Origin of the sequence: Chryseobacterium taiwanense (assembly GCF_000813825.1) — a bacterium.
Classification (GTDB): domain Bacteria; phylum Bacteroidota; class Bacteroidia; order Flavobacteriales; family Weeksellaceae; genus Chryseobacterium; species Chryseobacterium taiwanense.
In genome coordinates, this window is record NZ_JWTA01000008.1 from 47,447 (window position 1) to 74,431 (window position 26,985).

Sequence of the window (26,985 nt, forward strand, 5' to 3'; positions counted from 1 at the left end):
AGAAAGATGTAAAGTTGTTTGTTTCATAGTAGCACATTATTTGTAGCTCTTTTAAAAAAACAACATGCAAAAAGAGACTAAAAAAAAGATTCGACCTTTGCAAAAGCAAAACCGACCCGGTGTAGAAAAAAATATGAATCCCCTTCCTGAAACTGCTCCCTTAGCGTATCCTAAAGAAGGAAAGTTAAAGAATAAAGTAGCTTTAATTACAGGGGGAGATAGTGGAATAGGAAAAGCGGTCGCATTACTATTTGCTAAAGAAGGTGCAGATATTATTATCGCTTATCTGAATGAAACAAAAGAGGCAAAACAGACCCAAATGGAAGTTGAAGCATTTTCCCGGACATGTACTTTGATAAAAGGCGACTTGGGAAAAGAGAACCATTGTAAAAAAGTCATTGAAAACAGTATCAAAATTCATAAGAAAATTGATATTATCATCAACAACGCAGGACTTCATTGGGAAGCCGATTCTATTGAGAAAATTAGTACGGAACAATTGCTGACGACTTTCCAGAACAATTTTTTCTCCTATTTCTGGATTACAAAATATGCAATGCAATACCTTAAAAAAGGTTCCAGTATCATCAATACTTCTTCAGTCACTGCCTATAGAGGGAGTCCAAAACTGATCGATTATTCAGCAACAAAAGGGGCTATAATTTCATTTACGAGAAGTTTATCCGCGAATCTTATGGATAAAGGTATCAGAGTAAACGCGGTGGCTCCAGGTCCGGTTTGGACTCCGTTGATTGCATCTTCATTTAAACCTAAGAAAAACTCGGAATTTGGAAGTGATTCCCCTATGAAGCGTGCAGGAATGCCTAACGAAATTGCGCCGTGTTTTCTTTTTTTGGCGTGTGACGATTCTCAATTCATCAGCGGTCAAGTTCTGCATCCTAACGGAGGAGAGATTGTAAACGGGTAATTATTTCTATGTATACACTTGACAACTATAGCTTGTTGCTATAGAACTTATGATTGTAATCATAAATTTTCGTGAAGTCTTTATCTATTTTTGGGGATCGATTAAGAAACATTATTGTTGAAGTAATCAACGTTTGCAGGATATGTTATGCAATTCTAATGTTTTTGTTTTATATAAATTAATAATAAAACTTTTAGCCTTCAAAAATGATATTTAATGAAGAACTTTTGCTTTCATTAGGAGCAGAAATGCAAACTTATAAAGCAAATGAGGTAATATTCACGGAAGGTGGACAACCTAATTATTTTTATCAAATAAAGCACGGAAGTGTAAAGCTGAATAATTACCATGAAGATGGAAGAGAGTTTATTCACAGTGTTCCCTTTAAAGGACATTGTTTTGGAGAGACATTTTTATTTTCAGAAGTGCCTTACCCTATAAACGCCATTGCGCTGGAAGATTCTGATATTTTAAAACTTCCAAAACTGAAATGCCTTGAGTTTTTGAAAAAATGTCCGAAATCTTTGTGGGATTTGTATACCTATACTGCCGAAAGAATGTATTACAGATACATTATGCTCAATAATCTTTCCGTAAGCAATCCTTTGCTAAGGGTAAGACAGCTAATGGATTGTTTGAAAAATTACCATCAGTATAGTGAACCTTTTTCTTATCAGATTCCCTTTACAAGACAACAGTTAGCTTCTCTTACGGGGTTGAGAATTGAAACTGTCATCCGTGTGGTAAAAAAAATGGAAAAGGAAAAAATGGTCAAAATAGAACTTGGGAAAATTTTCTATTAGATTTGGTGTTGTATTTGTGATAGAAGAATTTTTATTTTTCATTCTCTTTTTATGATTGAAATCATAAGATAAACAGAAAATAATGCATTAAATTTGATAATAACACCACAAAATTTAATATTATGAAATCTACTGTATTATTCTCAGCTCTATTTTTGACTATATTTTGGAGTTGTAAAAAGGAAACTGTGTATAAGAGTACTTCTATTCAGGATACAATTATTACTCCTGATACCCTAATCAAAGATGATACATTAGTGGTTCGGGACACTTTAAAAGCAGGTTCGGATACCGTTAGATATCGTAAAGACAGTATCGTGAAAGTCAAAAAAATAAAGTAAAATTCTTCATGGAGGTTTTTTAAATGTAATCTTCATTTTTGACTTATATTTTTCTGAGTTTTTATATTATCTATGAACTTTTTGAATAGAATTTTGTCTATTTTATTGTTTTACCTACTATTTATTGTTTTTTTTATATTCAAATTTAACTTTAGTTAACAATATGAAGGTGTAATATTTGTATTCAGACTTAAAAGTTCCCTGTATTTATTCTTATAACATTAAAAAAGCTATTATGGTTATTGAAGAAAATCTGTTGTATTCAATGGGAGCAAGTATTACTACATATGCACCTGCAGAGTCTATTTTTACGGAAGGAGACTGGCCTGCATTTTATTTCCAGATTATAAAAGGCGAGGTAAAACTCAATAATTACAATGAGGAAGGGAAGGAGACGATACAAATTATCATCGAAGATGGTCAGAGTATTGGAGAATCTTTATTGTTTATGGAAAAATTTTACCCTATTAACGCCATAGCAATTACAGAATGTCAAATCTTAAAACTTCCCCGAAAAGCATTTCTTGATTTATTAAGGGAAGATGCAGAAGTTTCTTATGAAATGAACAAATGTCTTTCTCAAAGATTGTATTTTAAACTGATCATGACTCAGAATCTCTCTTCTCAAAGTCCTATGGTAAAGTTAATGGCATTGATGGATTATCTTAAAAGTTTTGCGATGGATCAGCAGCAATATTCATTTAAAATTCCATTAACTCGCCAACAAATGGCAGGATTAACAGGGCTTTGTGTGGAAACAACCATACGGACAATAAAAGGAATGGAAAGAGCCAGACTTCTCAAAATAGAAGATCGAAAAATATTATACTAAAATTTTTTATGCTAAAAATAGAGTCTCCTCAATTTTAAATTAAAATACAATGAAAACAAAAAGCTGTATGAACATCGATGAATCGCTTTTGTATTCATGGGGTGGTGAGACGAAAATCTTTAAAAAAGGACAAATGGTTTTTAGCGAGGGAGATCAGGTGTCGTATTATTTCCAGATTACGGAAGGGAAGGTAAAGCTGAATAATTATAATGAAGAAGGTAAAGAGTTTATTCACAACATTCTGGGGAAAAAGCAGAGTTTTGGAGATTCTCTTATTTTTTTAGATAAGCTGTATCCAATGAATGCTGTTTGCCTGGTTCCTACAGAAATCATAAGGCTTCCCAAAAACAATTTTATAGATCTGTTGGAAAAACATCCGGATATTTCAATGGAAATGAACCATTGTTTATCTCAAAGGCTATACTATAAACTGGTGATGATGCAAAATATGGCATCCCTAAACCCTTCTATAAGATTAAAAGGCCTCTTGGATTATCTTAGAAGCTTTCATGATAATGATTGCGAATATTGTTTCCCGGTAGAGCTTACAAGACAGCAAATTGCAAATTTAGTGGGGCTTCGTGTAGAAACAGTAATCAGAGCCTTGAAAAAAATGGAGAAGGAAGGGAAAATCAAAATAGAAAACAGAAAAATTTTATATTAATAATCTATTTTTTTTATGACTGAAATCATAAAATAGTGAATTATTAAGCTGTACATTTAAACTAGCAACAAATCAGAGCTTTAGATAGAGTATTGATACGTTTTTACTTCTAACTAGTTTTTCATATCAATCATACTAAATAATTTTTAGCAGGTAAGATAGCAGAACGATCATCGCTATTACCTTTTAAATAAATTATAATTCTGGAGGAGGGAATTATTATTCAAAGCAAAGTACACAGAGAATACACAATTATGATTTCTCAGAATCTATATACAGGGCTTTGAAAAGAAGACAAAATTCATAATTCTTTTAACAATGATTGCCTCTTTATAGATAAGAAGTAAAGGGGTAGTCGTTTATAAATCTTAGATGATCTTATTAAAATAGAGGGGCTTTTATCAATTTTGATGTAAAAAATAAAATTAATACACCACTTGATATATACTGGAGCCATATAGAATTCTCTATATGGCTTTTTGCTTCCATAACCACGAATACTCAGCACTATGGATACTCATAAAATTATGAACACATTAAAACAAGAATGTTTTCAAAAAATTACAAACAATGGAGACTTGTTTCCTGAGGGAGCCTCGATCTATGCAAAGGAAATTGACGATAATATTTTTTTAGTACTTGTAATGGCGCAAAATGCAGATATTGAAACCATAAAGGCATTTATTGCCCAATTTGATTCTCTCGGAAGCATAGGGAAGAAAGAACCCATAAAAATGATGTTTTATCTGTCTGTAAAAGATAAAGATGATCTCCACTATTTTGAAAAGTTTATACACATATCCGAAAAAACACCTTTAAACTATGATAGAAAATGATACATCAAAATTTATAGACTTATATGAGAAAAAAGAAAAATCTGAAAACGAAACGATCGTTCAGGATGGAGTAAATACCTATGGAGCAACAGCTTTTTTGGTAAAATCGTTGAACAAATTAAAAGCGAATACCCGATCTGAGCTTCTTAAAAAATTAATAGAAAAATATATTAGAGAATATCTTTTTCATATAAAAGACAATCTTCATCATGATATAGTAGAGAACGCAAGTACTCAAACACCTTTTGATGATCCTTCCTTTACTTTATATGCAAAGACGGCCTATAATAAAGTGCTAAAAGAAGAAGAATGTCTCAACGGGTTATTGGATACTCTGAAAAGAAATGATTTTTGAATACATATGATGGGAGGAGTTTCTTTTCTGAAATAATTATAAATGATCAATTCAAAAAATATTGATATGAAAGAAGACACACCATTAAATCAAAAATCTGAGCAGCTAAAATTAGATACAACTTTGAATGAGAATGAAAAGTTAACCACGAATCAAGGGTTGAAGATTAATAACAATCAGGATTCTTTAAAATCTGCCGAAAGAGGGCCAACGTTACTTGAAGATTTCATTCTGAGAGAAAAGATAACGCATTTCGATCATGAAAGAATTCCCGAAAGAGTAGTCCACGCAAGAGGGTCAGGAGCGCATGGCGTTTTTAAACTCAATAAAAGCTTGGCAAAATATACAAAAGCAAGGTTCTTGGCCGAAGAAGGTACAGAAACTCCTGTTTTCGTAAGATTTTCTACCGTAGCAGGAAGTAAGGGAAGTACAGATATGGCAAGGGACGTACGCGGATTTGCGATTAAATTCTACACTGAAGAAGGAAATTATGATCTGGTAGGGAATAATATGCCGGTATTTTTTATTCAGGATGCCATCAAATTCCCAGATCTTGTCCATGCCGTAAAGCCGGAACCTGATAATGAAATGCCGCAGGCGGCTTCTGCACACGATACATTTTGGGACTTTATATCATTAATGCCCGAAAGTATGCACATGATCATGTGGTTGATGAGTGACAGAGCAATTCCCAGAAGTTTCAGCAGAATGGAGGGTTTCGGGGTTCATTCCTTTAAATTCATCAATGAAGAAGGAAAGGTTCATTTCGTTAAATTTCATTTTAAGCCGAAATTAGGAGTTCATTCGGTAGCTTGGGACGAAGCACAGAGAATTTCAGGAGTTGATCCTGACTTTCATAAAAGAGATCTTTGGGAATCCATTGAAAAAGGAATATTTCCTGAATGGGATTTTGGAGTACAGTTGATTCCTGAAGAAGATGAAGATACCTTTGATTTTGACCTTTTGGATCCCACGAAAATTGTACCCGAAGAACTTGTCCCGGTGGAACTTGTCGGAACGTTAACATTAAACAGAAATCCGGATAACTTTTTTGCAGAAACCGAACAGGTGGCATTTCATCCGGGACATCTCGTTCCGGGAATCGATTTTACCAATGATCCTTTGCTGCAGGGAAGATTATTCTCTTATACCGATACCCAATTGTCAAGGCTTGGATCGCCTAATTTCCATGAAATTCCCATCAACAGATCCATCAATACCGTTCATAATAATCAGCGTGATGGTCATATGAGACAGCAGATCGTGAAAGGAAAAGTGAGCTATGAGCCCAATTCTATAGGAGGAGGTTGTCCGTTTCAGGCGATGATGAAGGAAGGAGGTTTTAGTTCACATGAAGAAAGAATTTCCGGAACAAAGATTAGAGAAAGAAGCAAAAGTTTTGTAGATCATTATTCACAGGCTAAATTATTCTATAACAGTCAGTCTACTCCTGAAAAAATACATTTGCAGAATGCGTTGATTTTTGAATTGTCAAAAGTGACGATTCCGGAAATTAGAGAAAGATTGGTTGGGCAGTTGGTTAATATAGATAAATTCTTAGCATGGAGGGTTGCAGAAAAAATTGGAGTTGAGGTCACAGAGCTGGATTTTCCTAATCAAAGTATTCCTGCAGATGGAAACAGGATTGATTTGCAGAGTGAAGAAAAAGAACCTGAAATAAAAATTTCGGAAGCTCTGAGTATGGAGAATACCGTTAAAAATACCATTCAGGGAAGGAAGATTGGGTTTATCATTGCCGCAGGTGTGGATGTAGGAGCGAGTAATGATTTAAAAATGAAACTGGAAGGAAAAGGAGGAACGGTAGAACTGATTGCCCCGAGTTTAGCTCCTGTAAGAACTAATGATGGCTCAACTTTACTTTCGAAACATTCGTTGACAAGTACAGCAAGTGTTTGCTTTGATGCTTTATACATAGCAGGAGGAGAAGATGCAGTCAAAGAATTATTAATCCCGGAAAACAGGCATTTGGTACTGCATTTTATTAATGAAGCTTATAAACATTGTAAAGCTATCTATTTTGATGCAGGAACAGAGCCTTTGTACATGAACAGTAATGTTGGAGCAAGAGCACATGAAGATCCTGCAATCATTACAGGGGAAGATGCAGAAGGCACAGATCGATTCATACAGGCCATTGCTAACCATAGAGTTTGGGATCTGGAGCTCGATAGAAATGCTTAGAACTCTATGATAAAATAGAAAACAATCAATCACTAAAACAATCATTTAAAAATATAATGCGATGGAATTTCACAAAAATCTTCTGGAGTACATTAGTCAGTCATTAATGACGGCAGATGAAACAATTGCGGTTGCAGAATCTGTAACCGCAGGATGTTTACAGCTGGCTTTATCTCAGATGCCTAACGCATCATTGGTGTATAAAGGCGGAATGACAGCATATACTTTACCCATGAAAGTAAAATTACTGAATGTGGATAAAGAAGAAGCGGAAGCATGCGACTGTGTTTCGGAAAATATTGTGGAAACGATGGCTTTGAATGTTGCAAAACTCTACGAAGCAGACTGGTCAATTGCAACAACAGGATATTGTACTCCTATTAGAAATTCATCATACAAAATATTTGCATTCTTTTCATTCTCTTACAAAGGCGAAATTATTTACACAAACACACTTGAACTGCACCCCAAAACACAAGCTCTGAATGCCCAATTATATTACACTGAGTTCATTTTGGGGTGTTTTAAAGCAGAAATGAATAAAAATGCTGAAGCCAGAGCAAATTTAGAATTGAAAAAAAGTAAAGATGAAAGAATTAAAGTTAGCTGAAAAATCAGTTCTCATTACAGGAGCAGATAGTGGGATTGGTAAAGCGGTAGCATTACTTATTGCAAAAGAAGGAGCCGATGTAGCCATCATTTATCACGAAGATGATGAAGGAGCCGAAAAAACGAAAAGCGAGATTGAAGCGTTGGGAAGAAAATGTCTGCTTTTTTCAGGGGATATTAATGATTATGAATTTTGTGAAAATACAGTCAGGGAACTCATATCACAATGGAATAAAATTAACATCCTTATCAATAATGCAGGAACCCAGTTTCCGGCAGAGCAGATTCAGGATTTGGAAGAAGAAAATATCAGGAAAACGTTTGATACCAATATCATTGGAATGATTTTACTGACCAAAGTAGTATTTCCCTATTTAAAAGAAGGTGATTGTATCATCAATACAACTTCCGCCGTCGCTTATCAGGGACATCCCGAATTGTTGGATTATGCAGCAACAAAAGGAGCTATTGTTTCTTTTACCCGTTCCTTAGCATTGCAGGCAAAACCCAAAGGAATAAGAATAAATGCAGTGGCTCCGGGACCAGTAGCAACACCTCTTACAAAAGAAACTTTTGATGAAAAAGAGGAAGACCTCCGAAAACCTCCTTTGGAGAGAAATGCCACACCCGAAGAAGTTGCAGAAAGCTTTTTGTTTCTGGCATCCGAAGCAGCGGCTCAGATTACGGGACAGGTTCTCCATCCCAATGGAGGATTGATTATCAACGGATAAGTTAACCCAAGAACAGAGAAAACTCTAAAGAAGTTAATATATAAGCCTTATCATCAGATTTAAAATTGATCACATGAAACCTAAAGAACTTTTCGGAGTACCGATTCAAAAGAAAGGAAGCTATCATGATACGGAAGCTAAGAAAAACTATGCAAATCCGGCAGATGTACATGAAGGATTTAACACTCTGAAAGAAAGATTCATGTTGATTAATAACTGGAAAAGTTATTGTGGAGAGGGATTTGCGGATTTTAAACTTTTCGATTCGCAAGGGAAAACGGTAGAGCGGTTTCCTGTGATTGGCGATTATATACGAATAGACATTCCTGGGCCGGGAACTGTTGAAGCCAAAGGTTACGATTGGGTAGAAGTAATCGATTTGTTTGAAGAGCAAACCCATGGAATTTGCCTTGATTTTTTGATGATGACCTGCAGACCATCGAAAAATCCTCAGGATAAAACCTCACAACATATTGTACATTTCTATTCTGATCATGCTACTTCTACCTTTGGAATCTTTAAAGGAAGAGACTTTATTGAGGCAGGAATATACGGAAGAAATGAAACCCCGAATATGGATGCAGAGTTCATAGATAAAGCCAGAAACCTGCTAATCGCAGCAGGCGGAATGATTGGGATTTCAAAAATTCAGTGGAAAACACTGGTGAATGGTTTTCTGGATTTTTAACTGGCTCAAAAGATTTGATAGATTCAAAAAATACTGTCCGATTCAATTTGGAAAGGGTTTTGTACTCTAACCTATAAAAATAAAAAATATGAGAGCGATCTGGAATGGAGCCATAGGTTTTGGATTGGTAAACATACCGATCAAGCTGTACTCGGCCAGTGAATCGAGTACTTTAGATCTGGATATGCTGGACAAAAAAGATCTCAGCAATATCAAATACAAAAGGGTAAATGAAAATACCAACAAAGAAGTAGCCTGGGAAAATATTGTAAAAGGCTACAAAATAGAAGACAAATATATTGTTTTGGAGGATGAAGATTTTCAGGCGGTAAGTCCTGAAAAATCAAAAATTCTCAGCATTTTGCAATTTGTAAAAGAAGAGGAAATAGATCCCGCACTTTTTGAAACTCCTTATTTTTTAGAACCTCAAAAAAATGGTGAAGCAGCTTATAAATTACTGCTGAAAGCTCTTATGAAAACCAAAATGGCAGGAATAGGCTCTTTTATTCTAAGAGAAAGAGAAATTCTTTGCATGATCCGCCCTTATCAGGATGAAATTCTCATGGTAAACAGGATGAGGTATCCTGAAGAGATGAGAACGTATGAAGACCTGAAAATTCCGTCAGGAAAGGCTCCGAAAGCGGAAGAGCTCAAAATGGCGGAAACATTGATTAAATCTTTAGCAGAGACTTTTGATCCTTCAAAGTATAAAGATACCTACAATGAAGACCTTCTGAAAATTATAAAGCAGAAGGCAAAAGGTAAAAGAACAAAAACTAAAGAAACAAAAGAACCGGCAGGAAAAGCGACTGATCTTATGGCTATGCTGAAAGCAAGTCTCGAGTCAGGAAAAAGAAAAGCAGGATAAGACTTTCATCAGATAATTTTTTCGTTCCACTTAAAATTTTTGTAAGATGCCATTAGAAGAATATCATAAAAAGAGAGACTTTAAGGCAACTTCCGAACCGGAGGGCAAAGAAAAACAAAGTAAAGCAAAACTGAGATTTGTGATTCAGCGTCATGCGGCAACACGGTTACATTACGATTTTCGTCTGGAAATGGAAGGAGTGCTTAAAAGTTGGGCAGTTCCCAAGGGGCCTTCTCTTAATCCTGTAGATAAAAGACTGGCAATGATGGTAGAAGATCATCCTTATGAATATCGGACTTTTGAAGGAAGCATTCCCAAAGGAAATTACGGAGCTGGAGAAGTTGAGATCTGGGATGAAGGAATCTATGAGCCTTTAGAAAAAATAGAAGGAAAAAGTGATGACCTGATCATGCGTGCGGAACTGCATAAGCAATCTCTTAAATTTATTTTGCATGGTAAAAAACTGAAAGGTGAGTTTGCGTTGGTAAAAATCAAAAACTCGACGGAGGAAAATGCATGGCTTCTTATCAAGCATAAAGACCGTTATGCGGTTGAAGAGGATTATGATGCCGAAGAGCATACCTCAAAAAAATCTAAAGTCACGGCTTATCTTCAGGAGAAAAGCAGTAAAAAAAAAAATGATACCGCCGAAAGCCTAAAACATTATAAAAATTACGCTCCGGCACTTTCCAGAGAGAAAAAATTGTCTGATTTCATCAAACCTATGCTCTGTAAAACAAGCGAAAAACCTTTTGATGACAAAGATTGGGCGTTTGAAATAAAATGGGATGGGTACAGAGCAATCGCCGATACAAGAAACAGTGAAATCCGTCTGTATTCCAGAAACGGACTGGATTTTTCAAAATCATTCAAAAAAGTAGCCGATGCACTCAAAATTCAGGAGCATGAAATGGTTCTGGATGGTGAAATTGTTGCCTATGACGATAAAGGAAAGCCTAATTTTCAGTGGCTACAGAGAATCGCAGAACAAAATACCGACTTGGTTTTGATCTATCAGGTTTTTGATGTGCTCTGGCTGAACGGATATTCTACGGAAAATCTTTCTTATCTACAACGGAAAGAATTGTTGAAAGAGGCTTTGATTGAAAATGAAATCATCAAATATCACGACCATATTCTTCAAAACGGAAAAGATTTCTTTCATGCTGCCCAAGATATGGGGTTAGAAGGAATTATTGCCAAAAAAACAGAAAGCGAATATAAAGAAAATACCAGAAGCTCTGAATGGCTGAAAATAAAGATCCATAAAACTGATGAAGCACTGATGTGTGGATTTACTGCACCGAAAGGATCAAGAAAACAGTTCGGATCGCTTATTTTAGGGAAATACCTGAATGGAGAATTGGTGTTTTGCGGACATACCGGAACAGGATTTACAGATCAAAGTCTTAAAGAAATTCACCAAAAGATGCAGCTACTGATTGTGAAGCAATCCGCATTCAAAATAACCCCGAAAACCAATTCCAAAGCTACATGGATTAAACCAGAATTAGTAGCTGAAATAAAATTTACGGAGCTTACAAAAGATCATATCTACCGACATCCTGTTTTTTTACGACTGAGAGAAGACATAGATGAAACAGATGTGAAATTTGATACTGATTCACTTGAAAAACAGCCGAATATGAAAGCTAAAACCCCTGCAAAAAAAGTCACTGATACAGATAAAGTTAAGAAAATAGGAAAGCAGCAGGTTACGCTTACCAATCAGAATAAGCTGTATTTTCCGGCAGATGGTATTACAAAAGGAGAGGTTGTAGACTATTATCAGAGCATTTCCAAATTTATTTTGCCCCATTTGAAAAACCGTCCGCAATCTCTCAACCGTTTTCCGAATGGGATCGAAGGATTGAACTTTTATCAGAAAGATGCCGATGAGCATACCCCGGACTGGGTGACTTTACAAAAAATCTTTTCTGAAAGTAATGATAAATACATCAATTACATTATTTGTAATGATAAGGAAACCTTAGCATATCTGAACAATTTAGGCTGTATAGAACTGAACGTCTGGACAAGCCGTATCCCTAAAGCCGATTTTCCTGATTATTTGGTATTGGATCTTGATCCTTCTGAGAAAAATACATTTGAAGAAGTGATAGAAACTGCATTAGCGGTTAAGGAGGTTTTAGCTATTGCAAAAATTATGGGATATCCGAAAACATCAGGCAGTTCTGGTATTCATGTGTATATTCCGATGGGAGGAAAATACAGTTATGATCAGGTGAAGGATTTTGGACATGTTCTCATGCAGTTGGTTCATCAGGAATTACCGGAGCTTACCACCCTGGAAAGAAGCCTTCAAAAAAGAGATAAAAATAAAATCTATCTCGATTATTTGCAGAATAGACGAGCACAAACACTGGCAAGTGTATATAGTATACGGCCAAAACCCGGAGCACCGGTTTCTGCACCATTAGAATGGACTGAAGTAAAAAAAGGTCTTCATCCTACTGATTTTACCATCAGGAATATGGCAGAACGTTTGCAGGAAAAAGGAGATTTGTTCAAACCTGTTTTAGGAAAAGGAATTGATCTGATAAAAGCTATAACTGCTTTAGAAAATGTAAAATAAATACTCAATCCTACCAATTGAGAGTATTTTTAGAATTATTGGTTAGTTAATTAACATTGCTGTTCCCTCTGACTTTGTTCATTAATATAAAGTACTATAACTTAAAATTCATTGCCATATGAAAAAGCACATTGTCATAGTAGGTGGAGGGTTTGCAGGGATTAATCTTATAAAATCTTTGGTAAATGACGATAGATTTATAATAACACTCGTAGATAAAAATAATTACCATTTTTTTCCACCATTGATCTACCAGGTTGCCACTTCTTTTATTGAAGCTTCCAATATCAGTTATCCGTTCAGAAAGTTATTTTCAAACTATAAAAATGTAAGGTTTTATATGGGAAGTTTAATTAGGGTGATCCCTGAAAAGAAAACCATAGAAACCGAGAATGGAGAAATTCAGTATGATGAACTTGTTTTGGCGCTGGGTACGGAATCGAACTTCTTTGGAATGGAGAATGTACAGAAATGTGCCCTGCCTATGAAAACAATTGATGAAGCACTCTATGTAAGAAATTATATGCTTTTGACAATGGAAGAAGCGGCAAGAAATGATAAAGTAAAAGAATCTCAAAAATTACAGAATATCGTGATTGCAGGAGGCGGTCCTACAGGAGTGGAACTGGCAGGAATGATTGCCGAAATGGGGCAATATATTGCTGCTAAAGAATATCCTGAAATTAATCGGAGCTTCATGCATATTTATCTTATTGATGCGCTTCCTGCTTTACTCTCCCCAATGAGTAAGATGGCTCAGAAAGCGGCATATACCAAATTGGAAAAACTGGGTGTTAAAATCATTTTAAACGTTGCGGTAAAAGATTATATTGATTCAAAAGTTATCTTGGCAGACGGAAAATCTATTGAAACGGAAACGTTGATCTGGACCTCGGGAGTGATTGGTCGGGAAGTAAAAGGTTTACCGCAGGAAAGTATCGGAAAAGGACGAAGAATTTTGGTTGATGCATATAATAAGGTTCAGGGAATTGATCATGTATATGCATTGGGAGATATTTGTTTGCAAATGACAGAAGAAAAATACCCTAACGGCCACCCTCAATTGGCTCAGGTTGCCATTCAGCAGGGAAGAAATTTAGGAAAGAATTTAAAAAGGATTGAAGATGAGAAAGTCTTAACCCCCTTTATGTATAACGATAAAGGAACGATGGCAATCATTTCAAAATTCAACGCAGTGGTAGATATTCCCGGATTTTCTTTTAAAGGATTTACAGCTTGGCTTACTTGGTTGTTTATTCATATTATTCCCTTGGTGGGCTTTCGAAATAAACTCCGATTGGCTTTGGATTGGTTAAGATTATTTATTACTAATAATCCTTCTATCAGACTAATCCTTCGACCCAAAAAAAATAATGTGTAGAATATAAAACACTAGTATAATAAAAATCCCCTCGAAAGAGGGGAAAATAATAATGATAGACTAGATATGCATGATATTAGTATAAATGTAAAACAAAATATAATCATTACATATGATTCAGATCATAAGATGTAAGATCAAGGATATATACCTTTGAAAAAGATAATTTTTTTTGTTGGAGGAAACTCTGATTAAACAGGGCACTCAGTAGAGTGCTTTTTTCATGTTCTTATTTCAAATATCACTCTAATTATTTGTTGAAAAATATCAGATAAAAAAATACCCCCTCAAAGAGGGGGATAAACAATGCTGGGAATAAATATGAATGATCGTGTTATAAAGATAACCAAATACTGGGCGTTCGTTTATGATTTGAGTCATAAGCAAAAGACTTTTAAAGAGATATCTTTGAGTATATAGAGCTTCCGATTAGTGAAGATCGATAAACTATTTTTTTAATAATAGACAGAAACGATGTCTTTATTTCATTGTATAACTTTAAATTTTTTTGTCATGAGAAGTATATTATGGTTAATAGCAGTTATCTGTATTGCGGTATGGCTTTTAGGAATTTTAGGAATCATACCAGGAATCAGCACGGGATATTTAGTACATGTATTATTAGTAATCGCAATTATTGTGGTTCTCTATAATATTATCACAGGAAAAAAACCGCTTGATTAGGTTGAGGTATTCATAAAAAGCACCAAGATACCTATTCATCTTGGTAAGATTGCTTTACTTCCAAACTTTCGATTACAAGGTTTTAATGGAGAAATTACCTCAATTTTAATGAGTTGAGGTATAAATTAAGACGACCCTAAACACCTAAAATTAAATTATAATATGAAAAATTCAATGGTAACTCTTTTGTCAGTCCTTGCTGTCATGGCCTGCAAAAAAAAGGAAACTATGATTGTGAGTCAATCTACAGACAGTACAGTAGTAACTGTACCTGCCGATTCTGGAATGACGGTTACGGATTCTATTACCGTATCCACTACACGAGACGTTAAAAAAATACTCAGTGAGCAGGACAAGGAATTTGCAGAAAATGCAGCAAGGGGAGGTATTATGGAAGTAATGATGGGAAAATTGGCCTCTGACAATGCAGGAAATACTGCTGTAAAAGCATTAGGAAAAATGATGGTTACTGATCATACTAAAGCAAATGAAGGACTTGCAAAATGGGCTTCAGAAATAGGATATACATTACCCACCACTTTAGATTCGGAAAAACAAAAGAAATATGATGAGCTAAAAGTGAAAAAAGGGGCAGAATTTGATAAAATGTATACCGATTTCATGGTGAGCGATCATAAGGAAGACATAAAAGAATTTAAAAAAGAAGCTTCAGAAGGATCCGAATCTACCTTGAAGTCATTCGCAAGCAAGACGCTTCCTACTTTGGAACATCATTTAATGGAATCTGAAAAAGCAAAAGATATAGTGAAATAAGATCCTTATTAACCTATCATATTATATTGTAAGTCGTATTCGGGGAAAATAGATGTTGTAAAACGGATATTTTTCCCCGAATTTTTTCTTTTTACTTATGTGAGGGGTATCGGCTGAGTACATTAAATTCCATAAGTAAAAAATACTTTTTTTTGTAAAGAATTAACTTACTTAAGAGCAGCAATATTTACATTTTGAATAGTTGTGAAGTCTATGGCAAAATCATGGAATAAACTATTTTAAGATAAAAGAATAGAGGGGTGTAGGTGTTTCCATAGAAGAGGTTCGAATCCCTCACTCTCCAAGGTATGAGAATAAAAAAAATCAAAATGCTGAAGATATTTTGTTCATTTACTAATTCCTAATTCCTGATCAATTAAATTGTTCTCCTCTTTATTTATTTTAAGCATTATTTTTTCGAAGATATTGTAAGTTTCTATTAGATTATCTTAATAGTATTACAGTTTTTTAGCTCAGCAAGTTTTGCCAAGTCTTCAACAAATGTGTTCGAAAACTTTACTGCTTTGGTCACTTAATGAGACAACAATTTATTAGTTGTCTCTTTTTTTTATTCATAAATATCTCTTTATCAGATTTTTAAAATTTGATATTTTGTGTTCGATGTTTTAAACGTAAAATACTTGGTCTGTTTGAAATAAATAGTCTGAAAGTGCAACAATAGGTATGTAATCTGCAACCATCAAGAATAATATTTATTACATTTACAAAAATGCAAAAAATTGAAATTAATTTCTTTTGTTCTAACAATTTTTATTGAATTTTTACTGATCGTAGTGCTGCAATTATTAGATAGTTTCGATTTAATAGTATTCATATTTATATGTTGCGCTATATCCGGAGTTTTAATTACTTTAAAATATCAGGAAAAGTCAAAAATGAAAGAAATAGGATGGGGACTATTATTTGGTTCGTTAACTTCTATAATTCTGGTAATATCTTTTGTAATTTGGCTATCCTATAATTTCCCGCAATAATATTCTAAAAAATATGCTAGAAAGTCTATTATTCATACTGCTACTTTTAATCAGTGGACTATTCATAATCATTGCTTTCATTGTAATGTGTATTGCTTTTATTAAAAAATCTTCTGCATTAAAAAAAACTGCTCTTAAAATTACTGTTATCCCTATTTTGTGTTGGGGATTAATTGCTGTTTGGTATTTTAGAACATTGCCATCAATTAATGAAAGTGAAATGGAAAATTTTGCAGGTACTTATACTTTAAATTCTTCCGGTAATGGCTCGTCTAAATCAAGTAGAAGTAAAATAAATGGATCTAAATTAACTTTATTTGATGATGGAACCTATTTATTTGACGGGCGCGAAAAAATAGGATTAAAAAAGCAGGGAACTTGGAAAACTGGAGGTACTGATGGGCTGTTTGAATTCTATGACGAAAATGGCAATCTGTCTCAATGGGCAAGTCCTTATGATAATGATAACAATTATAGTTTATATTTTGAGGATCAAAATAAGCAAGATTCTGAAACTATACGATTTGTAAAAACTAAATCTGAATAATATATTCTAATTTAATATTAAATTAGAGATCCCTTTAATAACTCCATGAAGCAACTAAAACTAATAACCCGAATTCTACTCATAATACTCGTTATATTATCTTCACTATCATTCTTAGCCATGATTAGCGTGTGCATTGCGATGATGGTTCCCTATTGGGGGAGAACAATGGGTAATGAGGCTTCCGGTTTTTTTAATGTAGCGCTCATGTTTACATTCTTCATTGGAATAATCACCTTTATACTATGGAGCATTTTCCTCAAGCAAAGAAAACAAAAAAACGATACGAAATAACCCAATAAATACCTTAAAATGAAGATTGTTACTTGTTTGATATTTTTGATAATCAGTATTTTATTTTTTCCTGAAAAGAGACTTAATAAAGACATTTCCGGAACTTGGAAGCTGAATCTCTATACGATGGATTCTGATACCATTTATTATGAAAATGTTGAAAAATATACCCTTAATTATTTTGAGAAAACAGTAGGTAATCTTAAAGATTCCGAGGAAAAGAAAAAAATAGGTGAAAAATTGTATAATCAGTTTAAAACCGCTGAACTTCATATTAATAAAAGCACCATTACAACCTATAAGCTTGATGGAGATCAAACAGAAGTTAACTTAAAATATAAACTTGTAGAAGGGAACATAATTCTTGATGAAAAAGCTAATCAGAAATACAAATACGCTGTTAATTATAATCAAGAAGCAGATATTCTGACCATAAAACAAGGGGACTCTAAAATGAATGTGGTGAGTAGGTATTCAAGAATAGAAAAGTAGAAACAGTATTACCATTGTACAATATTTTATAGACTGGTTTTATAGAAAACATATACATTACTTGTAACCAAATTGACCTAAAAAAATGACTGTATTTTCGTATCATCTTGTGAAATTACCAATAATTGATGCTCTCAGAATTATGTTTTTTCCTATTAAATCAAAACAAATAGAAGGATTGATTTATGCCGAAACAATGTCTGCGATGATCCTAGGTTCACCTATTTTCTCTAAGTCCAGATTTTTTAACAGAGAAATTGTATTTTTTGCTCAATGGGAAAATGAAAACAACCTAAATGTTTTTTTACAATCAACCTCAAAAGGCCAACAAATAGCAAAAGGATGGCATGTAAGGTTAGAATTCTTAAGACAATGGGGAAGAATCTCAGGGTTTCAAATTCCGAAAAACGAAGTAGAAATAGAAAACGAAAATACTCCTGTAGTAGCGGTTACTATTGCTCGAATGAAGTATATGGAAATACCAAGATTTCTTCGTTGGGGAAGGCCGGTTGAAAAGCAAGTTCGAGATGATAATCGGACAACTCTGTCTTTGGCTTCCATTCGATATCCTAACATTATTTCTACTTTTTCCATTTGGAAAACACAAAAAGCAATGACAGATATGGTACATGGACATAGTAAAATGCCACAGCCCAAAAGACATATCAATGCGATGAAAGAGCGAGATAGAAAAGATTTTCATTTTGAATTTACAACATTGCGGTTTAGACCATTAGCGGAATATGGTGAATGGAAAAATAAGTCAAATTATATCCTGAGATAAAATTGAACCGTTATAAAATTTTGATAATCAGATTGCAAAAAATATTTTAAATTAGTTAAAGACTTATATCATTCGGATTGAGGCAATGTGCAAATTCAAAAGTTATCTGCCATTTAGGGCGATATATCAAACGAAAAATGATTGGACTTAAAAATATATTGACACTTTTACTTTTAAGCTTGACATTAGTTTCTTGTGAACAGGCAGAAACTAAAAAACGAGTTGATGAAGTAATAACGCACAAGCAAATTGAGAATAAGCATACAAAAGTAATTTCTGATTCAACAAATATCCTGACGGACAAAGTTGAAAATTTAGAACTTGAATATACTGTTTGGGGTTGCGCTTGTCCTCAATGGATTCAATCTAAAGACAATGAAAATAGCGACAAAACAAAAAATTATTTAAAACTACATTTTTACATTGAACCCGCCGACAGTACTATAGAATTACCAATATATTTTGATGCATTTAGACACAGAATTAAAGTTACAGGACAATTTTATGAAAGAGAAGATTATCCTAAAGGAACTCTTGAAACGGAAGAACCAATGCCGAAAGCAAAGGTTTTTAGATATAAAAAGCTTGAAGTTATTGACAATCCAAATTTTAAAATAGACAGTAAAGTTGAACAATTAACTTTAATCTATAATGCAATTTCTTGTACTTGTGCTCAATGGAGTGAAGATCGAAAAAGGGAGGATAATAACAAAAAGCGGTATTATTGGTTAGAACCGGCAAATGAAAAATTAATTGATGCAGACAGACTTTTTAATGGAAAAAATTTGCCAATTATTATCAAAGTGACGGGACGGGTTGTGACTGAAAATGGATTTCCAAAAAGAGAATTGTCAAAAGTTGGACAAGACGAAGCGGGAAAAGTTTTTAGATACACAAAAATAGAAGTTATACAAAATGGACAAAAAAAATGAAAAGTAATAGCAGTTTAGCAAAATAGAGGATTCAGAACTAAATTGAGTGTCGTTTTAGCTGCTTGTAAATCAGTTTTTAATAATTTTTAGATCGTTTGATGCCATCCTAAAAACAAAACGAAAAAAATGAAAAATATTTTAATGATAATTTTTACATTACTATTGTTAACTAGCTGCAATAAATTGCAAAAAGAAACTGTAGGAGAGAGTGAAAGAACTGAATTTGTTCCAGAGCCAGACCAAGCAGAAAGATTAAAATATGAAGCGATTGAAAAACTAAAAAAATCAAATTGCGTTTTTAGCGAATCTGATACATCAATTTCAGGAATAATTTTGAGAAATTCGGAAAGTGCTACAAAAATTGTTGGTTCAGAAAATAGTATTGACAAATTTGACCAATATAGATTTTATTCAAAACTTGGAAACGAAACTTTAACATTAACACAATATCCCGGAGATAGTAAAAACCAGATTTCAATTATTGAAGTTGAGAAATCAGATAAAACAAATGATGGATTTAAAAAGTTAAACTTTGATTCATTTAAAACAGAGAAAGGAATAAAATTAGGTTTGACGAAAAAGCAAATTGTTGAAAAACTTGGGAATTGTTATGCCCCAATTGACAGTACCAAAGATTATATAGAACTTTATTATGTAATTGAACAACCGAAAGACAGTAAATCTAAAATTTTAGAAAATAATAATATGCCCAAATACTTTGCAAGTTATAAATTGAGGAATGACAAATTAGAAAAATTTGAGTTTGGATTTGAATATCCTTGATAAACGGCCTCTAATCCGTTATCAGAAAAAAACAAGACGGATTGTTGGAATAAATTGGAATTGACAGGCAATTAAGAAAGATATTATTAAAGGCATTCTAAAGACGAAAGATCGGAACAAGCGCTTGAATTTATTACGGTAAAAACATTTAAAACAGGATTGGCAAAGCTGAAGTATGAACGAAGAAAATAATTAGTTTTCTAAGGGGAAAATTCCATAGAAGTGTAAACATTTTTAAGAATTTAATATATATTTAAGTATCTAAAATTTTGTATATGCTAAAAGACTTTGAATTTTATCTTTTCTTGGTTTTCTTAATCACGATGCTCATCATGCTGGCCAATAAGATTAAAGTTGCATATCCGGTTTTACTGGTGTTAGCAGGACTTGTCATAAGTTTTATTCCCGGAGTACCCTCCATTAAGATAGAACCCGAATTATTATTTATCATTTTTTTGCCTCCATTACTGTATGAAGCAGCATGGTCAACCTCATGGAAAGAGCTATGGCGATGGCGCAGGATTATCTTCAGCTTTGCTTTCGTAGTCGTTTTCTTTACTGCACTCTCAGTTGCTGTTTTTGCTAATTATTTTATTCCGGGATTTTCTCTGGCTCTTGGTTTTTTGCTGGGTGGTATTGTTTCGCCACCAGATGCAGTGAGCGCCGGAGCAATTTTAAAGTTTGTAAAAGTTCCGAAAAGACTGGCTTCCATCCTGGAAGGCGAAAGTTTACTGAATGACGCTTCTTCTTTGATCATTTTCAGGTTTGCGATGATTGCTGCTGCAACAGGACAGTTTGTCTGGCATGAAGCAGCTGGAAGTTTTGTATGGATGTGCCTTGGCGGTTTAGGAATAGGACTTGGGATTGCGTATGTTTTTTTGAAAATGCATAAAATATTGCCTACTGATCCAAATATAGATATATTACTGACTTTTATTGCGCCATTCTCCATGTATCTTGCGGCTGAACAGCTCCATGCCTCCGGAGTTTTGGCAGTAGTCACTGGTGGACTGTTTCTTTCTTACCGCAGTCATGATTTTTTAAGCAGTGCATCACGAATACGTACGGTAACGGTTTGGGAAAGTTTTTGTTTCCTGTTGAATGGGATTGTTTTCATGCTGATCGGTCTAGATCTGCCGGAAATTGTTTCAGGCTTGGGCGACACAGATATTTATACTGCTATCGGTTATGGAATTGCAGTCACCATAGTGCTGATTATTGTTCGAATTTTAGCGGGATACGGAGCGCTGATTACAACCTTAGTAATGAGAAATTTTATTACTGTTGCCGATCCGCAGTCACCTGGGTGGCAAACGCCATTAATTATTGGCTGGACCGGAATGAGAGGGGTGGTTTCTTTAGCAGCGGCTCTTTCTATTCCCTTGACTTTAGATGATGGCTCTCCGTTTCCCCAAAGAAACATGATTCTTTTTATTACATTTATTGTCATTCTGCTTACGCTGCTTTTACAAGGGCTTACTCTTCCATTTTTATTAAGGAAATTCCCTCCGGTAGACCGGGATTTTATAAGAAGTGTTAAAGAGATTGATTATGACATACGGAACAGTCTGGCAAAAGTAGCCATTGATAAGATACAGAGTGAGTATGCTAACAAAATTGAAAGCTTTCCGGCGTTGAAAGATCAATTGCAGAAATATGAAAATCAATTAAGCAGTTCTGAAATTATTCTTAATTATGAAGAATACAGACGTATTTATATCGACATTCTCGACACTCAAAGGAGTTGGCTTATTAGCAAAAATCGGGAAGAACTCTTACTGGATGAAAATATTATCAGGAAGCATCTGAGACTATTGGATTTGCAGGAGGAAAGACTAAATATGAAAGGTTGATACTGCTGAAATATTATTTTAAGTATTGAATAAAAAGTCCGTCTCACAACTCGTGATGACGGGCTCTTTTTTTATGATTTTTGTGGAATTTAATTTAGGTGTTCGAAATACAGTTTCTTGAAATTTAAGTCTTTGGTCAAAATCGAACATAATACAGAACTTTTTCCATAGGTTTAATAAATTTTTTTAAAGAAGAGGAACGAATAGATATAACTAAGGAAGGACAATTGTAATTGTCGAATTTATTACAATTTTGACTAATACAAAATATAATTCTTTAGTTTATTAAGTTCTGACTATTGGTATATTTAAGTATATTGTTGTCTTTTTTTATTATTATATCTATTATAAACTGTACGGAAAAAGTAAGAAATAGATAGAGTAATACAAGTAATAATACATAATCAATTCCGTGCTCTCTATATCCAAAAATACCTTTTCCCCATGAAATTAGGATCCATTGGATCATATACATGGAAGTTAAATTTTTACTGCAATATTTTAGAATACGTATAAATCCATTTTCTTTGATATTTGCCGTAATTGTATTGATTAGCCATAGAAATAATAAAGTCCAACCTGCAAAGTAAATAACACCTCCAGGTCCCATATGATAGAAACTGTTATAATTGTAATTACCATAGATAAAAACTAGTGGTGCGCCTATAAAAATAAAAGCTATTCCAAAATACAGCATTTTTTCAAAAATCTTTTTGGTATCATAGTTCAATTCCTGAAACCACTTGCCAAAAAACATTCCGATAATAATAAATGCCATCCATGGGAAAACAGGAAAATAAACATAAGCCGGATAATCCGTATTGAAAAGCAGATCTAAAACATAATTGATAACAGGATAATCCAAATTTAGACCACTAACTTCCCTAGATATAAGTGCTACAAATAAGCCTATAGCCAGAATGATGTATTTATTTTTTACATATTTCCTGATAAAACCAATAAATAGTAAGGACATTCCCGCCAATTGTAAAATATCACCCAGCTGTACAAGATATATGTACTGTTGATGAAGAGGGGCATGCCATTCGTATTTCTGGATAAAATTATCAGGTGCAAAATTAAAAATCACCGGAATCATGAACTTCATGAAATTCATGAATAAACCTGCAAAGACTAATAAAATTCCTCTTTTTAACGCACTTTTAAGGCTTTGATGGCGGGATGTCATGAATGTTATTCCCATGCAGATAAGGAATATTGAAGTTCCTCTCCCTAAAAAAACAATAAAACTGCCGATTGTTGTTTCATATTGTGATTTTACATTGGCATAAATCAATACCGTGTGTATGATAATCATTCCGATAACACTCATACCCTTGATCAAGTCCAGAGCAAGAATTCTTTTATTGTGTTGTTCCATGGTTTTATTTTTTACGTTTTAGTATTTTGTATTTTTATAATGGCTTGTAAAGGATTCGTACATCTGAATTCTTTATTATTATTTAGAATAATTAAAAACAAATATATTGATTATTATTAAACGTCAAATTTTTTTAATATAAATTTTACAGAAATTTTAAAAAGAGACCCTAAAAACTCAGGTGAAATTGTTTCCGAAAATGATTGAAATTACTTTATAGAAATGAAAAATGATTAAAGACGCTGCGAATCATCTTCGGAAAAAAAGGCAGGTTATAAAGGTATATTTCCAAGTAAAGAAGAGCTAAAGAAGCAGATTAATTAATGTGCATATTTGAAAAGGTGCTTCTAAAATTCCTGTCAATTCAGCGTTAATTAAAACTGATTTTATTAACAAATGAGTGGCTTTCTACGTTTGGTTTTAAAGAAAGTTACCACTCGTATTTTAGAAGACGTAATGATTTACTCAATTTTTTAAGCTTTTTTTTAAATATAAGGATTTCTATACTTTGGAAGTTATATTCGGTGTTGTCATTCATAGGTAAATATTAAATAGTGAATAATTATAAAACCAAGCTTAAAATCATTTATTTTCTATAGAAAGAGAAATTACAAAATAAGAAGCATTAGTAAAGAGGCATTTTATTAAATTTATATTATGAAAACAACTTCTGGTAAGGAGTAAGTATGCTAACTTTAAATTACAGTTTTATGAAAATAGATCTACTATCTAAGAATGCTCTGGTGGGAGCGGGTACACAGGGTATAGGAGCAGGAATTGCGATAGAACTTGCAAAATGTGGTGCGAATGTTACCGTTATCTCAAGAAATGAGTCAAAACTTAAAGACTTTATATCCTTGCTTCCTGTTATTTCTGACCATCAAAAGCATCAATATCTTGTGGCTGATTTCTTAAAATTTAATGATTATAAAGCTATTATTCATGATTTTTTTAGAACAAATTCAGTAGATATTCTTGTGAATAATACGAATGGTCCAGATGCCGGGATGGCCTTGGAGAAAAATGTAGAGGATTTTCAAGTAGCCTTTGATCTATTATTTAAAACGGTAGTTGAGACAACATCTTTAGCTCTACCTCATATGATCAAGCAGAAAAACGGAAGAATTATTAATGTTTCCTCATTATCCGTTAAAGAACCGATCAGTAATCTAGTATTGTCAAATTCTATACGTTCAGCAGTAGCAGCTTGGGCAAAGTCATTGTCGAGCGAAGTTGCACAGCATAATATAACCATTAATAATATTTTAACGGGATACTTTGATACCGAGAGAATTCAACAGTTAATGGAAGGAGAATCACAAAGAAGTACTATTTCTGTTGAAGAACTCAGAAAAGCCAGGGAAAGTAAAATTCCAATGAAAAGACTAGGAAAACCGGAAGAATATGGACACTTGGTTGCTTTTTTAGCTTCAGAATATGCAGCTTATCTAACAGGAACAAGTATTCCTTTAGATGGAGGTTTGGCGAATGTTTATTAATACGCGGCATTTTTTATTTAGATTCCTAGACTGTTTGAAATAAAAAGCGGAATGGTGTTTTAGTTGAGATTTAATAGGTATTGAAGATCGGTTCGGACTCTCAAGAAGGGTATTATATTTTTTTACTTCTTGGATAAGTAAAATTTTTATGATAGTAAAAGGGCTGTTAGTATTGAATTTTTCACCATTACAAATGACAATTCAATAGATTTTTTTTAATTTTAGAATTAAATATTATAAAAATGAATACAGACCAAATCCAAACATTTGATATTGAAAAAGCTAAAAAAGAAACTTCTTACTGGAGAGAATTTTATAAAGCTAAATTATCTCCTGAATCGACTGAAGAAGATATTTTTAGAGGGTTTAGAATACCGCTTGCCGACTTAGAAGATATTCTTACACGAATTAAAAGTTACAATAGCGTATTAGTAGAAGGAGATAGCAAAGAGAAGGAAATTCATTCTTTAAGAGTTTACTTAGCTAAAAAAGATCAATCCAATACCAAATCGGATGATATACATGTGCTTTTAGTTCCTGTTGCAGGAGGAACTGTATTGGGGGTAAATGAGTCTGAAGAGCCTTTAGTTCAAGAGTACGGACAAGATTTGTTGGAAATGCTTGATCCGGGAAGGTTGGATTTGGAATCGGCAATCTATGATTTTAGCACACCTTGCCCCCAACAATGTGATAAAAGCAGTGAACTGTATAAATAGAAAAATAATATGTCTACATTTTTTATGGGGATTATTGCCCCATCTTTTATATTTTTTCCTGTCACAGTAGCCTTAGTGAAATTGAGATATTGGAAGTTCCCCCAAAAAGTATTTTTTTTTATCTACTCTTTAACTTAGTATTTAATGTTCTAGCTAAGTTTACAGCAAACAAGGGAATCAATAATCTACCGTTGTTACATTTGTACACATTATTGGATTTTTGTTTACTATGTGTAGTTTTTAGTATTTTTTATAATAAAAAAACAAAGACCTATTTGTTTTTTCTTATATCTTTTGTATTTGTTGTATTTGCAATAGGGTACGCTGTAAAATACTCATTATATCAACATAATTCATTACCAAGATTTTTAGAAAGCCTATTTGTTGTGGTGGTCTGTTGTCATTTTTTACTAAAGCAGTTAAATCACAAAAGTAATACACAGCAGGAATTTGAGATTTTTATCATTTCGGGATTGTTCCTGTATTATAGTTGCTGTACTGCCTTGTTTGGCTTTTCAGGAGAGCTATTAAGTCTTTCAAGAAATATGGAGAATATAGTCTGGAATTTTCATGCAGCAATTATGTTGTGTATGTATCTGGTTTTTGGTTATGCCTACATTAAAGTAAAAGAGAAATAATGAATATCTTTTACACAATATTAGTTACAATGTCAGGATTGTTTATGTTGACAACTTTTATTCTTGCCGTCTTCTTTAAATACAGGAAAAATTTAATAGAATTTAAACTTAAGACCCAGGAAATGGAACTTGTACATCAAAAAGACCTTCTCAATACAATTGTTTCGTCTCAGGAAAAAGAAAGACATCGTATCGGGATGGATCTTCATGATGAAATCGGTGCTAATCTATCAGCTATAAAATTATTGCTTACAAATCATTTTGACAGGGCAAATCAGAAAGATTTGAAAGATCTTTCAAAACAGATTATGAGTCTTTTTGATCAATTGATAGATAAAACACGATTGATTTCTCATGATTTGTCTCCTTCAGTAAAGGGAGCTTATGGTTTCTCAGATGCTGTTCTAAATTTTGCAGATCAGATAAATCAATCGGAAAATTCTGTAAAAATTCACATGACTTTTTCTGATGATTTAGCTGAAACTTATTTACAGAATATGAGTGCCCTATTGGTTTATCGTATTGTATTGGAATTGATCAATAACTCTTTTAAGCATGCGCGGGCAAATAATATTTCGGTGATATTTAATTACAGAGAATCATTTTTATTAATAGATTACTATGATGATGGAATTGGTTTGAAAAAATCGGATCTGAAAATAAAGAAAGGGATTGGCTTTAGAAATATTGAAAGCAGATTATTTTATTTAAATGGGACGTACGAAATAATAGATAATTTGAAAGGGACACATGTCCAGATAAAAATTCCGTAATAAATA

At 33.5% G+C, this 26,985-nt stretch carries 27 protein-coding genes; 26 read left to right on the top strand and 1 reads right to left on the bottom strand.

From position 1 onward, the window contains the following. The first annotated feature begins 64 nt into the window (after nucleotides 1-64). The 22 genes from RM51_RS10870 (at nucleotide 65) to RM51_RS10980 (ending at nucleotide 21,972) form a co-directional block, all read left to right on the top strand. Complete coding sequence (locus tag RM51_RS10870; protein ID WP_039369002.1) at nucleotides 65-928, top strand: SDR family oxidoreductase; 864 nt, start codon at nucleotides 65-67, stop codon at nucleotides 926-928. Nucleotides 929-1,134: 206 nt separating this feature from the next. After that, nucleotides 1,135-1,731: a Crp/Fnr family transcriptional regulator gene (locus RM51_RS10875; RefSeq protein ID WP_039369006.1), complete on the top strand. Its 597-nt coding sequence runs from the start codon at nucleotides 1,135-1,137 to the stop codon at nucleotides 1,729-1,731. A gap of 188 nt (nucleotides 1,732-1,919) precedes the next feature. Beyond that, complete coding sequence (locus tag RM51_RS19495; protein ID WP_165585000.1) at nucleotides 1,920-2,072, top strand: hypothetical protein; 153 nt, start codon at nucleotides 1,920-1,922, stop codon at nucleotides 2,070-2,072. 235 nt (nucleotides 2,073-2,307) lie between these two features. Further along, nucleotides 2,308-2,904, top strand: coding sequence for a Crp/Fnr family transcriptional regulator (locus tag RM51_RS10885; protein WP_052248471.1), 597 nt, complete (start codon nucleotides 2,308-2,310; stop codon nucleotides 2,902-2,904). Nucleotides 2,905-2,953: 49 nt separating this feature from the next. Beyond that, entirely contained in the window at nucleotides 2,954-3,568 is a 615-nt protein-coding gene (locus RM51_RS10890; RefSeq protein WP_052248472.1) for a Crp/Fnr family transcriptional regulator, read from the top strand. Between the two features lie 527 nt (nucleotides 3,569-4,095). Then, on the top strand, nucleotides 4,096-4,404 hold the full coding sequence (locus tag RM51_RS10895; RefSeq protein ID WP_131667068.1) for a hypothetical protein: 309 nt from the start codon (nucleotides 4,096-4,098) through the stop codon (nucleotides 4,402-4,404). After that, the gene (locus RM51_RS10900) at nucleotides 4,391-4,759 is read left to right on the top strand and encodes a hypothetical protein (RefSeq protein WP_039369015.1); all 369 of its coding nucleotides are present in this window, start codon (nucleotides 4,391-4,393) and stop codon (nucleotides 4,757-4,759) included. The genes RM51_RS10895 and RM51_RS10900 overlap by 14 nt, the downstream gene beginning before the upstream one ends. 42 nt (nucleotides 4,760-4,801) lie before the next feature. Next, the gene (locus tag RM51_RS10905) at nucleotides 4,802-6,961 is read left to right on the top strand and encodes a catalase (RefSeq protein WP_039369018.1); all 2,160 of its coding nucleotides are present in this window, start codon (nucleotides 4,802-4,804) and stop codon (nucleotides 6,959-6,961) included. A 61-nt stretch (nucleotides 6,962-7,022) separates the two neighbouring features. Beyond that, a complete protein-coding gene (locus RM51_RS10910) occupies nucleotides 7,023-7,571 on the top strand; it encodes a CinA family protein (protein WP_084111074.1) in 549 nt (182 codons plus the stop codon). After that, the gene (locus tag RM51_RS10915; RefSeq protein WP_039369021.1) at nucleotides 7,549-8,301 is read left to right on the top strand and encodes an SDR family oxidoreductase; all 753 of its coding nucleotides are present in this window, start codon (nucleotides 7,549-7,551) and stop codon (nucleotides 8,299-8,301) included. Before RM51_RS10910 ends, RM51_RS10915 begins: the two co-directional genes overlap by 23 nt. 73 nt (nucleotides 8,302-8,374) lie before the next feature. Further along, nucleotides 8,375-8,989, top strand: a complete 615-nt coding sequence (locus tag RM51_RS10920; RefSeq protein WP_052248473.1) for a hypothetical protein — start codon at nucleotides 8,375-8,377, stop codon at nucleotides 8,987-8,989. A gap of 88 nt (nucleotides 8,990-9,077) precedes the next feature. Continuing rightward, a complete protein-coding gene (gene ku, locus RM51_RS10925) occupies nucleotides 9,078-9,857 on the top strand; it encodes a non-homologous end joining protein Ku (RefSeq protein WP_039369025.1) in 780 nt (259 codons plus the stop codon). 46 nt (nucleotides 9,858-9,903) lie between these two features. Beyond that, nucleotides 9,904-12,453: a DNA ligase D gene (gene ligD, locus RM51_RS10930; RefSeq protein WP_039369028.1), complete on the top strand. Its 2,550-nt coding sequence runs from the start codon at nucleotides 9,904-9,906 to the stop codon at nucleotides 12,451-12,453. A gap of 118 nt (nucleotides 12,454-12,571) precedes the next feature. Continuing rightward, nucleotides 12,572-13,834, top strand: a complete 1,263-nt coding sequence (locus RM51_RS10935) for an NAD(P)/FAD-dependent oxidoreductase (protein WP_039369031.1) — start codon at nucleotides 12,572-12,574, stop codon at nucleotides 13,832-13,834. A 513-nt stretch (nucleotides 13,835-14,347) separates the two neighbouring features. After that, nucleotides 14,348-14,518 (top strand): lmo0937 family membrane protein, encoded by a 171-nt coding sequence (locus tag RM51_RS19390; RefSeq protein ID WP_039369033.1) that lies wholly within the window; start codon nucleotides 14,348-14,350, stop codon nucleotides 14,516-14,518. A 162-nt stretch (nucleotides 14,519-14,680) separates the two neighbouring features. Then, the gene (locus RM51_RS10945; RefSeq protein ID WP_052248474.1) at nucleotides 14,681-15,292 is read left to right on the top strand and encodes a DUF4142 domain-containing protein; all 612 of its coding nucleotides are present in this window, start codon (nucleotides 14,681-14,683) and stop codon (nucleotides 15,290-15,292) included. Nucleotides 15,293-16,300: 1,008 nt separating this feature from the next. Further along, nucleotides 16,301-16,834, top strand: coding sequence for a hypothetical protein (locus RM51_RS10950; RefSeq protein WP_131667069.1), 534 nt, complete (start codon nucleotides 16,301-16,303; stop codon nucleotides 16,832-16,834). 312 nt (nucleotides 16,835-17,146) lie between these two features. Continuing rightward, nucleotides 17,147-17,620 (top strand): hypothetical protein, encoded by a 474-nt coding sequence (locus RM51_RS10960; RefSeq protein ID WP_131667070.1) that lies wholly within the window; start codon nucleotides 17,147-17,149, stop codon nucleotides 17,618-17,620. Between the two features lie 85 nt (nucleotides 17,621-17,705). Next, entirely contained in the window at nucleotides 17,706-18,404 is a 699-nt protein-coding gene (locus tag RM51_RS10965) for a hypothetical protein (protein ID WP_039369046.1), read from the top strand. Nucleotides 18,405-18,541: 137 nt separating this feature from the next. Then, a complete protein-coding gene (locus RM51_RS10970; RefSeq protein WP_039369050.1) occupies nucleotides 18,542-19,336 on the top strand; it encodes a hypothetical protein in 795 nt (264 codons plus the stop codon). Between the two features lie 126 nt (nucleotides 19,337-19,462). Then, nucleotides 19,463-20,119 carry a hypothetical protein gene (locus tag RM51_RS10975; protein ID WP_039369053.1) on the top strand — a complete coding sequence of 219 codons (657 nt, stop codon included), beginning with the start codon at nucleotides 19,463-19,465 and terminating at the stop codon, nucleotides 20,117-20,119. 275 nt (nucleotides 20,120-20,394) lie between these two features. Continuing rightward, nucleotides 20,395-21,972, top strand: a complete 1,578-nt coding sequence (locus RM51_RS10980; RefSeq protein WP_039369058.1) for a Na+/H+ antiporter — start codon at nucleotides 20,395-20,397, stop codon at nucleotides 21,970-21,972. 277 nt (nucleotides 21,973-22,249) lie between these two features. Here RM51_RS10980 and RM51_RS10985 read toward each other — a convergent pair whose 3' ends face one another. Further along, a complete protein-coding gene (locus RM51_RS10985; RefSeq protein WP_052248475.1) occupies nucleotides 22,250-23,353 on the bottom strand; it encodes a heparan-alpha-glucosaminide N-acetyltransferase domain-containing protein in 1,104 nt (367 codons plus the stop codon). A 710-nt stretch (nucleotides 23,354-24,063) separates the two neighbouring features. Here RM51_RS10985 and RM51_RS10990 point away from each other — a divergent pair. The 4 genes from RM51_RS10990 to RM51_RS11005 all read left to right on the top strand — a co-directional run bounded on the left by RM51_RS10990 (nucleotide 24,064) and on the right by RM51_RS11005 (nucleotide 26,979). Continuing rightward, on the top strand, nucleotides 24,064-24,852 hold the full coding sequence (locus RM51_RS10990; protein WP_039369431.1) for an SDR family oxidoreductase: 789 nt from the start codon (nucleotides 24,064-24,066) through the stop codon (nucleotides 24,850-24,852). A 242-nt stretch (nucleotides 24,853-25,094) separates the two neighbouring features. Continuing rightward, nucleotides 25,095-25,568: a hypothetical protein gene (locus RM51_RS10995; RefSeq protein ID WP_039369061.1), complete on the top strand. Its 474-nt coding sequence runs from the start codon at nucleotides 25,095-25,097 to the stop codon at nucleotides 25,566-25,568. A 275-nt stretch (nucleotides 25,569-25,843) separates the two neighbouring features. Further along, nucleotides 25,844-26,206, top strand: a complete 363-nt coding sequence (locus tag RM51_RS11000) for a hypothetical protein (RefSeq protein WP_131667071.1) — start codon at nucleotides 25,844-25,846, stop codon at nucleotides 26,204-26,206. Nucleotides 26,207-26,328: 122 nt separating this feature from the next. Then, nucleotides 26,329-26,979, top strand: coding sequence for a sensor histidine kinase (locus tag RM51_RS11005; RefSeq protein ID WP_165585001.1), 651 nt, complete (start codon nucleotides 26,329-26,331; stop codon nucleotides 26,977-26,979). Nucleotides 26,980-26,985: the final 6 nt, after the last annotated feature.

What these genes read in the sequence shown, in the direction of transcription:
- RM51_RS10870 (WP_039369002.1), top strand. Translation starts at nt 65, where the DNA reads ATGCAAAAAGAGACTAAAAAAAAGATTCGACCTTTGCAAAAGCAAAAC.
- RM51_RS10875 (WP_039369006.1), top strand. Translation starts at nt 1,135, where the DNA reads ATGATATTTAATGAAGAACTTTTGCTTTCATTAGGAGCAGAAATGCAA.
- RM51_RS10885 (WP_052248471.1), top strand. Translation starts at nt 2,308, where the DNA reads ATGGTTATTGAAGAAAATCTGTTGTATTCAATGGGAGCAAGTATTACT.
- RM51_RS10890 (WP_052248472.1), top strand. Translation starts at nt 2,954, where the DNA reads ATGAAAACAAAAAGCTGTATGAACATCGATGAATCGCTTTTGTATTCA.
- RM51_RS10895 (WP_131667068.1), top strand. Translation starts at nt 4,096, where the DNA reads ATGAACACATTAAAACAAGAATGTTTTCAAAAAATTACAAACAATGGA.
- RM51_RS10900 (WP_039369015.1), top strand. Translation starts at nt 4,391, where the DNA reads ATGATAGAAAATGATACATCAAAATTTATAGACTTATATGAGAAAAAA.
- RM51_RS10905 (WP_039369018.1), top strand. Translation starts at nt 4,802, where the DNA reads ATGATCAATTCAAAAAATATTGATATGAAAGAAGACACACCATTAAAT.
- RM51_RS10910 (WP_084111074.1), top strand. Translation starts at nt 7,023, where the DNA reads ATGGAATTTCACAAAAATCTTCTGGAGTACATTAGTCAGTCATTAATG.
- RM51_RS10915 (WP_039369021.1), top strand. Translation starts at nt 7,549, where the DNA reads ATGAAAGAATTAAAGTTAGCTGAAAAATCAGTTCTCATTACAGGAGCA.
- RM51_RS10920 (WP_052248473.1), top strand. Translation starts at nt 8,375, where the DNA reads ATGAAACCTAAAGAACTTTTCGGAGTACCGATTCAAAAGAAAGGAAGC.
- ku (WP_039369025.1), top strand. Translation starts at nt 9,078, where the DNA reads ATGAGAGCGATCTGGAATGGAGCCATAGGTTTTGGATTGGTAAACATA.
- ligD (WP_039369028.1), top strand. Translation starts at nt 9,904, where the DNA reads ATGCCATTAGAAGAATATCATAAAAAGAGAGACTTTAAGGCAACTTCC.
- RM51_RS10935 (WP_039369031.1), top strand. Translation starts at nt 12,572, where the DNA reads ATGAAAAAGCACATTGTCATAGTAGGTGGAGGGTTTGCAGGGATTAAT.
- RM51_RS19390 (WP_039369033.1), top strand. Translation starts at nt 14,348, where the DNA reads ATGAGAAGTATATTATGGTTAATAGCAGTTATCTGTATTGCGGTATGG.
- RM51_RS10945 (WP_052248474.1), top strand. Translation starts at nt 14,681, where the DNA reads ATGAAAAATTCAATGGTAACTCTTTTGTCAGTCCTTGCTGTCATGGCC.
- RM51_RS10950 (WP_131667069.1), top strand. Translation starts at nt 16,301, where the DNA reads ATGCTAGAAAGTCTATTATTCATACTGCTACTTTTAATCAGTGGACTA.
- RM51_RS10960 (WP_131667070.1), top strand. Translation starts at nt 17,147, where the DNA reads ATGAAGATTGTTACTTGTTTGATATTTTTGATAATCAGTATTTTATTT.
- RM51_RS10965 (WP_039369046.1), top strand. Translation starts at nt 17,706, where the DNA reads ATGACTGTATTTTCGTATCATCTTGTGAAATTACCAATAATTGATGCT.
- RM51_RS10970 (WP_039369050.1), top strand. Translation starts at nt 18,542, where the DNA reads ATGATTGGACTTAAAAATATATTGACACTTTTACTTTTAAGCTTGACA.
- RM51_RS10975 (WP_039369053.1), top strand. Translation starts at nt 19,463, where the DNA reads ATGAAAAATATTTTAATGATAATTTTTACATTACTATTGTTAACTAGC.
- RM51_RS10980 (WP_039369058.1), top strand. Translation starts at nt 20,395, where the DNA reads ATGCTAAAAGACTTTGAATTTTATCTTTTCTTGGTTTTCTTAATCACG.
- RM51_RS10985 (WP_052248475.1), bottom strand. Translation starts at nt 23,353, where the DNA reads ATGGAACAACACAATAAAAGAATTCTTGCTCTGGACTTGATCAAGGGT.
- RM51_RS10990 (WP_039369431.1), top strand. Translation starts at nt 24,064, where the DNA reads ATGAAAATAGATCTACTATCTAAGAATGCTCTGGTGGGAGCGGGTACA.
- RM51_RS10995 (WP_039369061.1), top strand. Translation starts at nt 25,095, where the DNA reads ATGAATACAGACCAAATCCAAACATTTGATATTGAAAAAGCTAAAAAA.
- RM51_RS11005 (WP_165585001.1), top strand. Translation starts at nt 26,329, where the DNA reads ATGGAACTTGTACATCAAAAAGACCTTCTCAATACAATTGTTTCGTCT.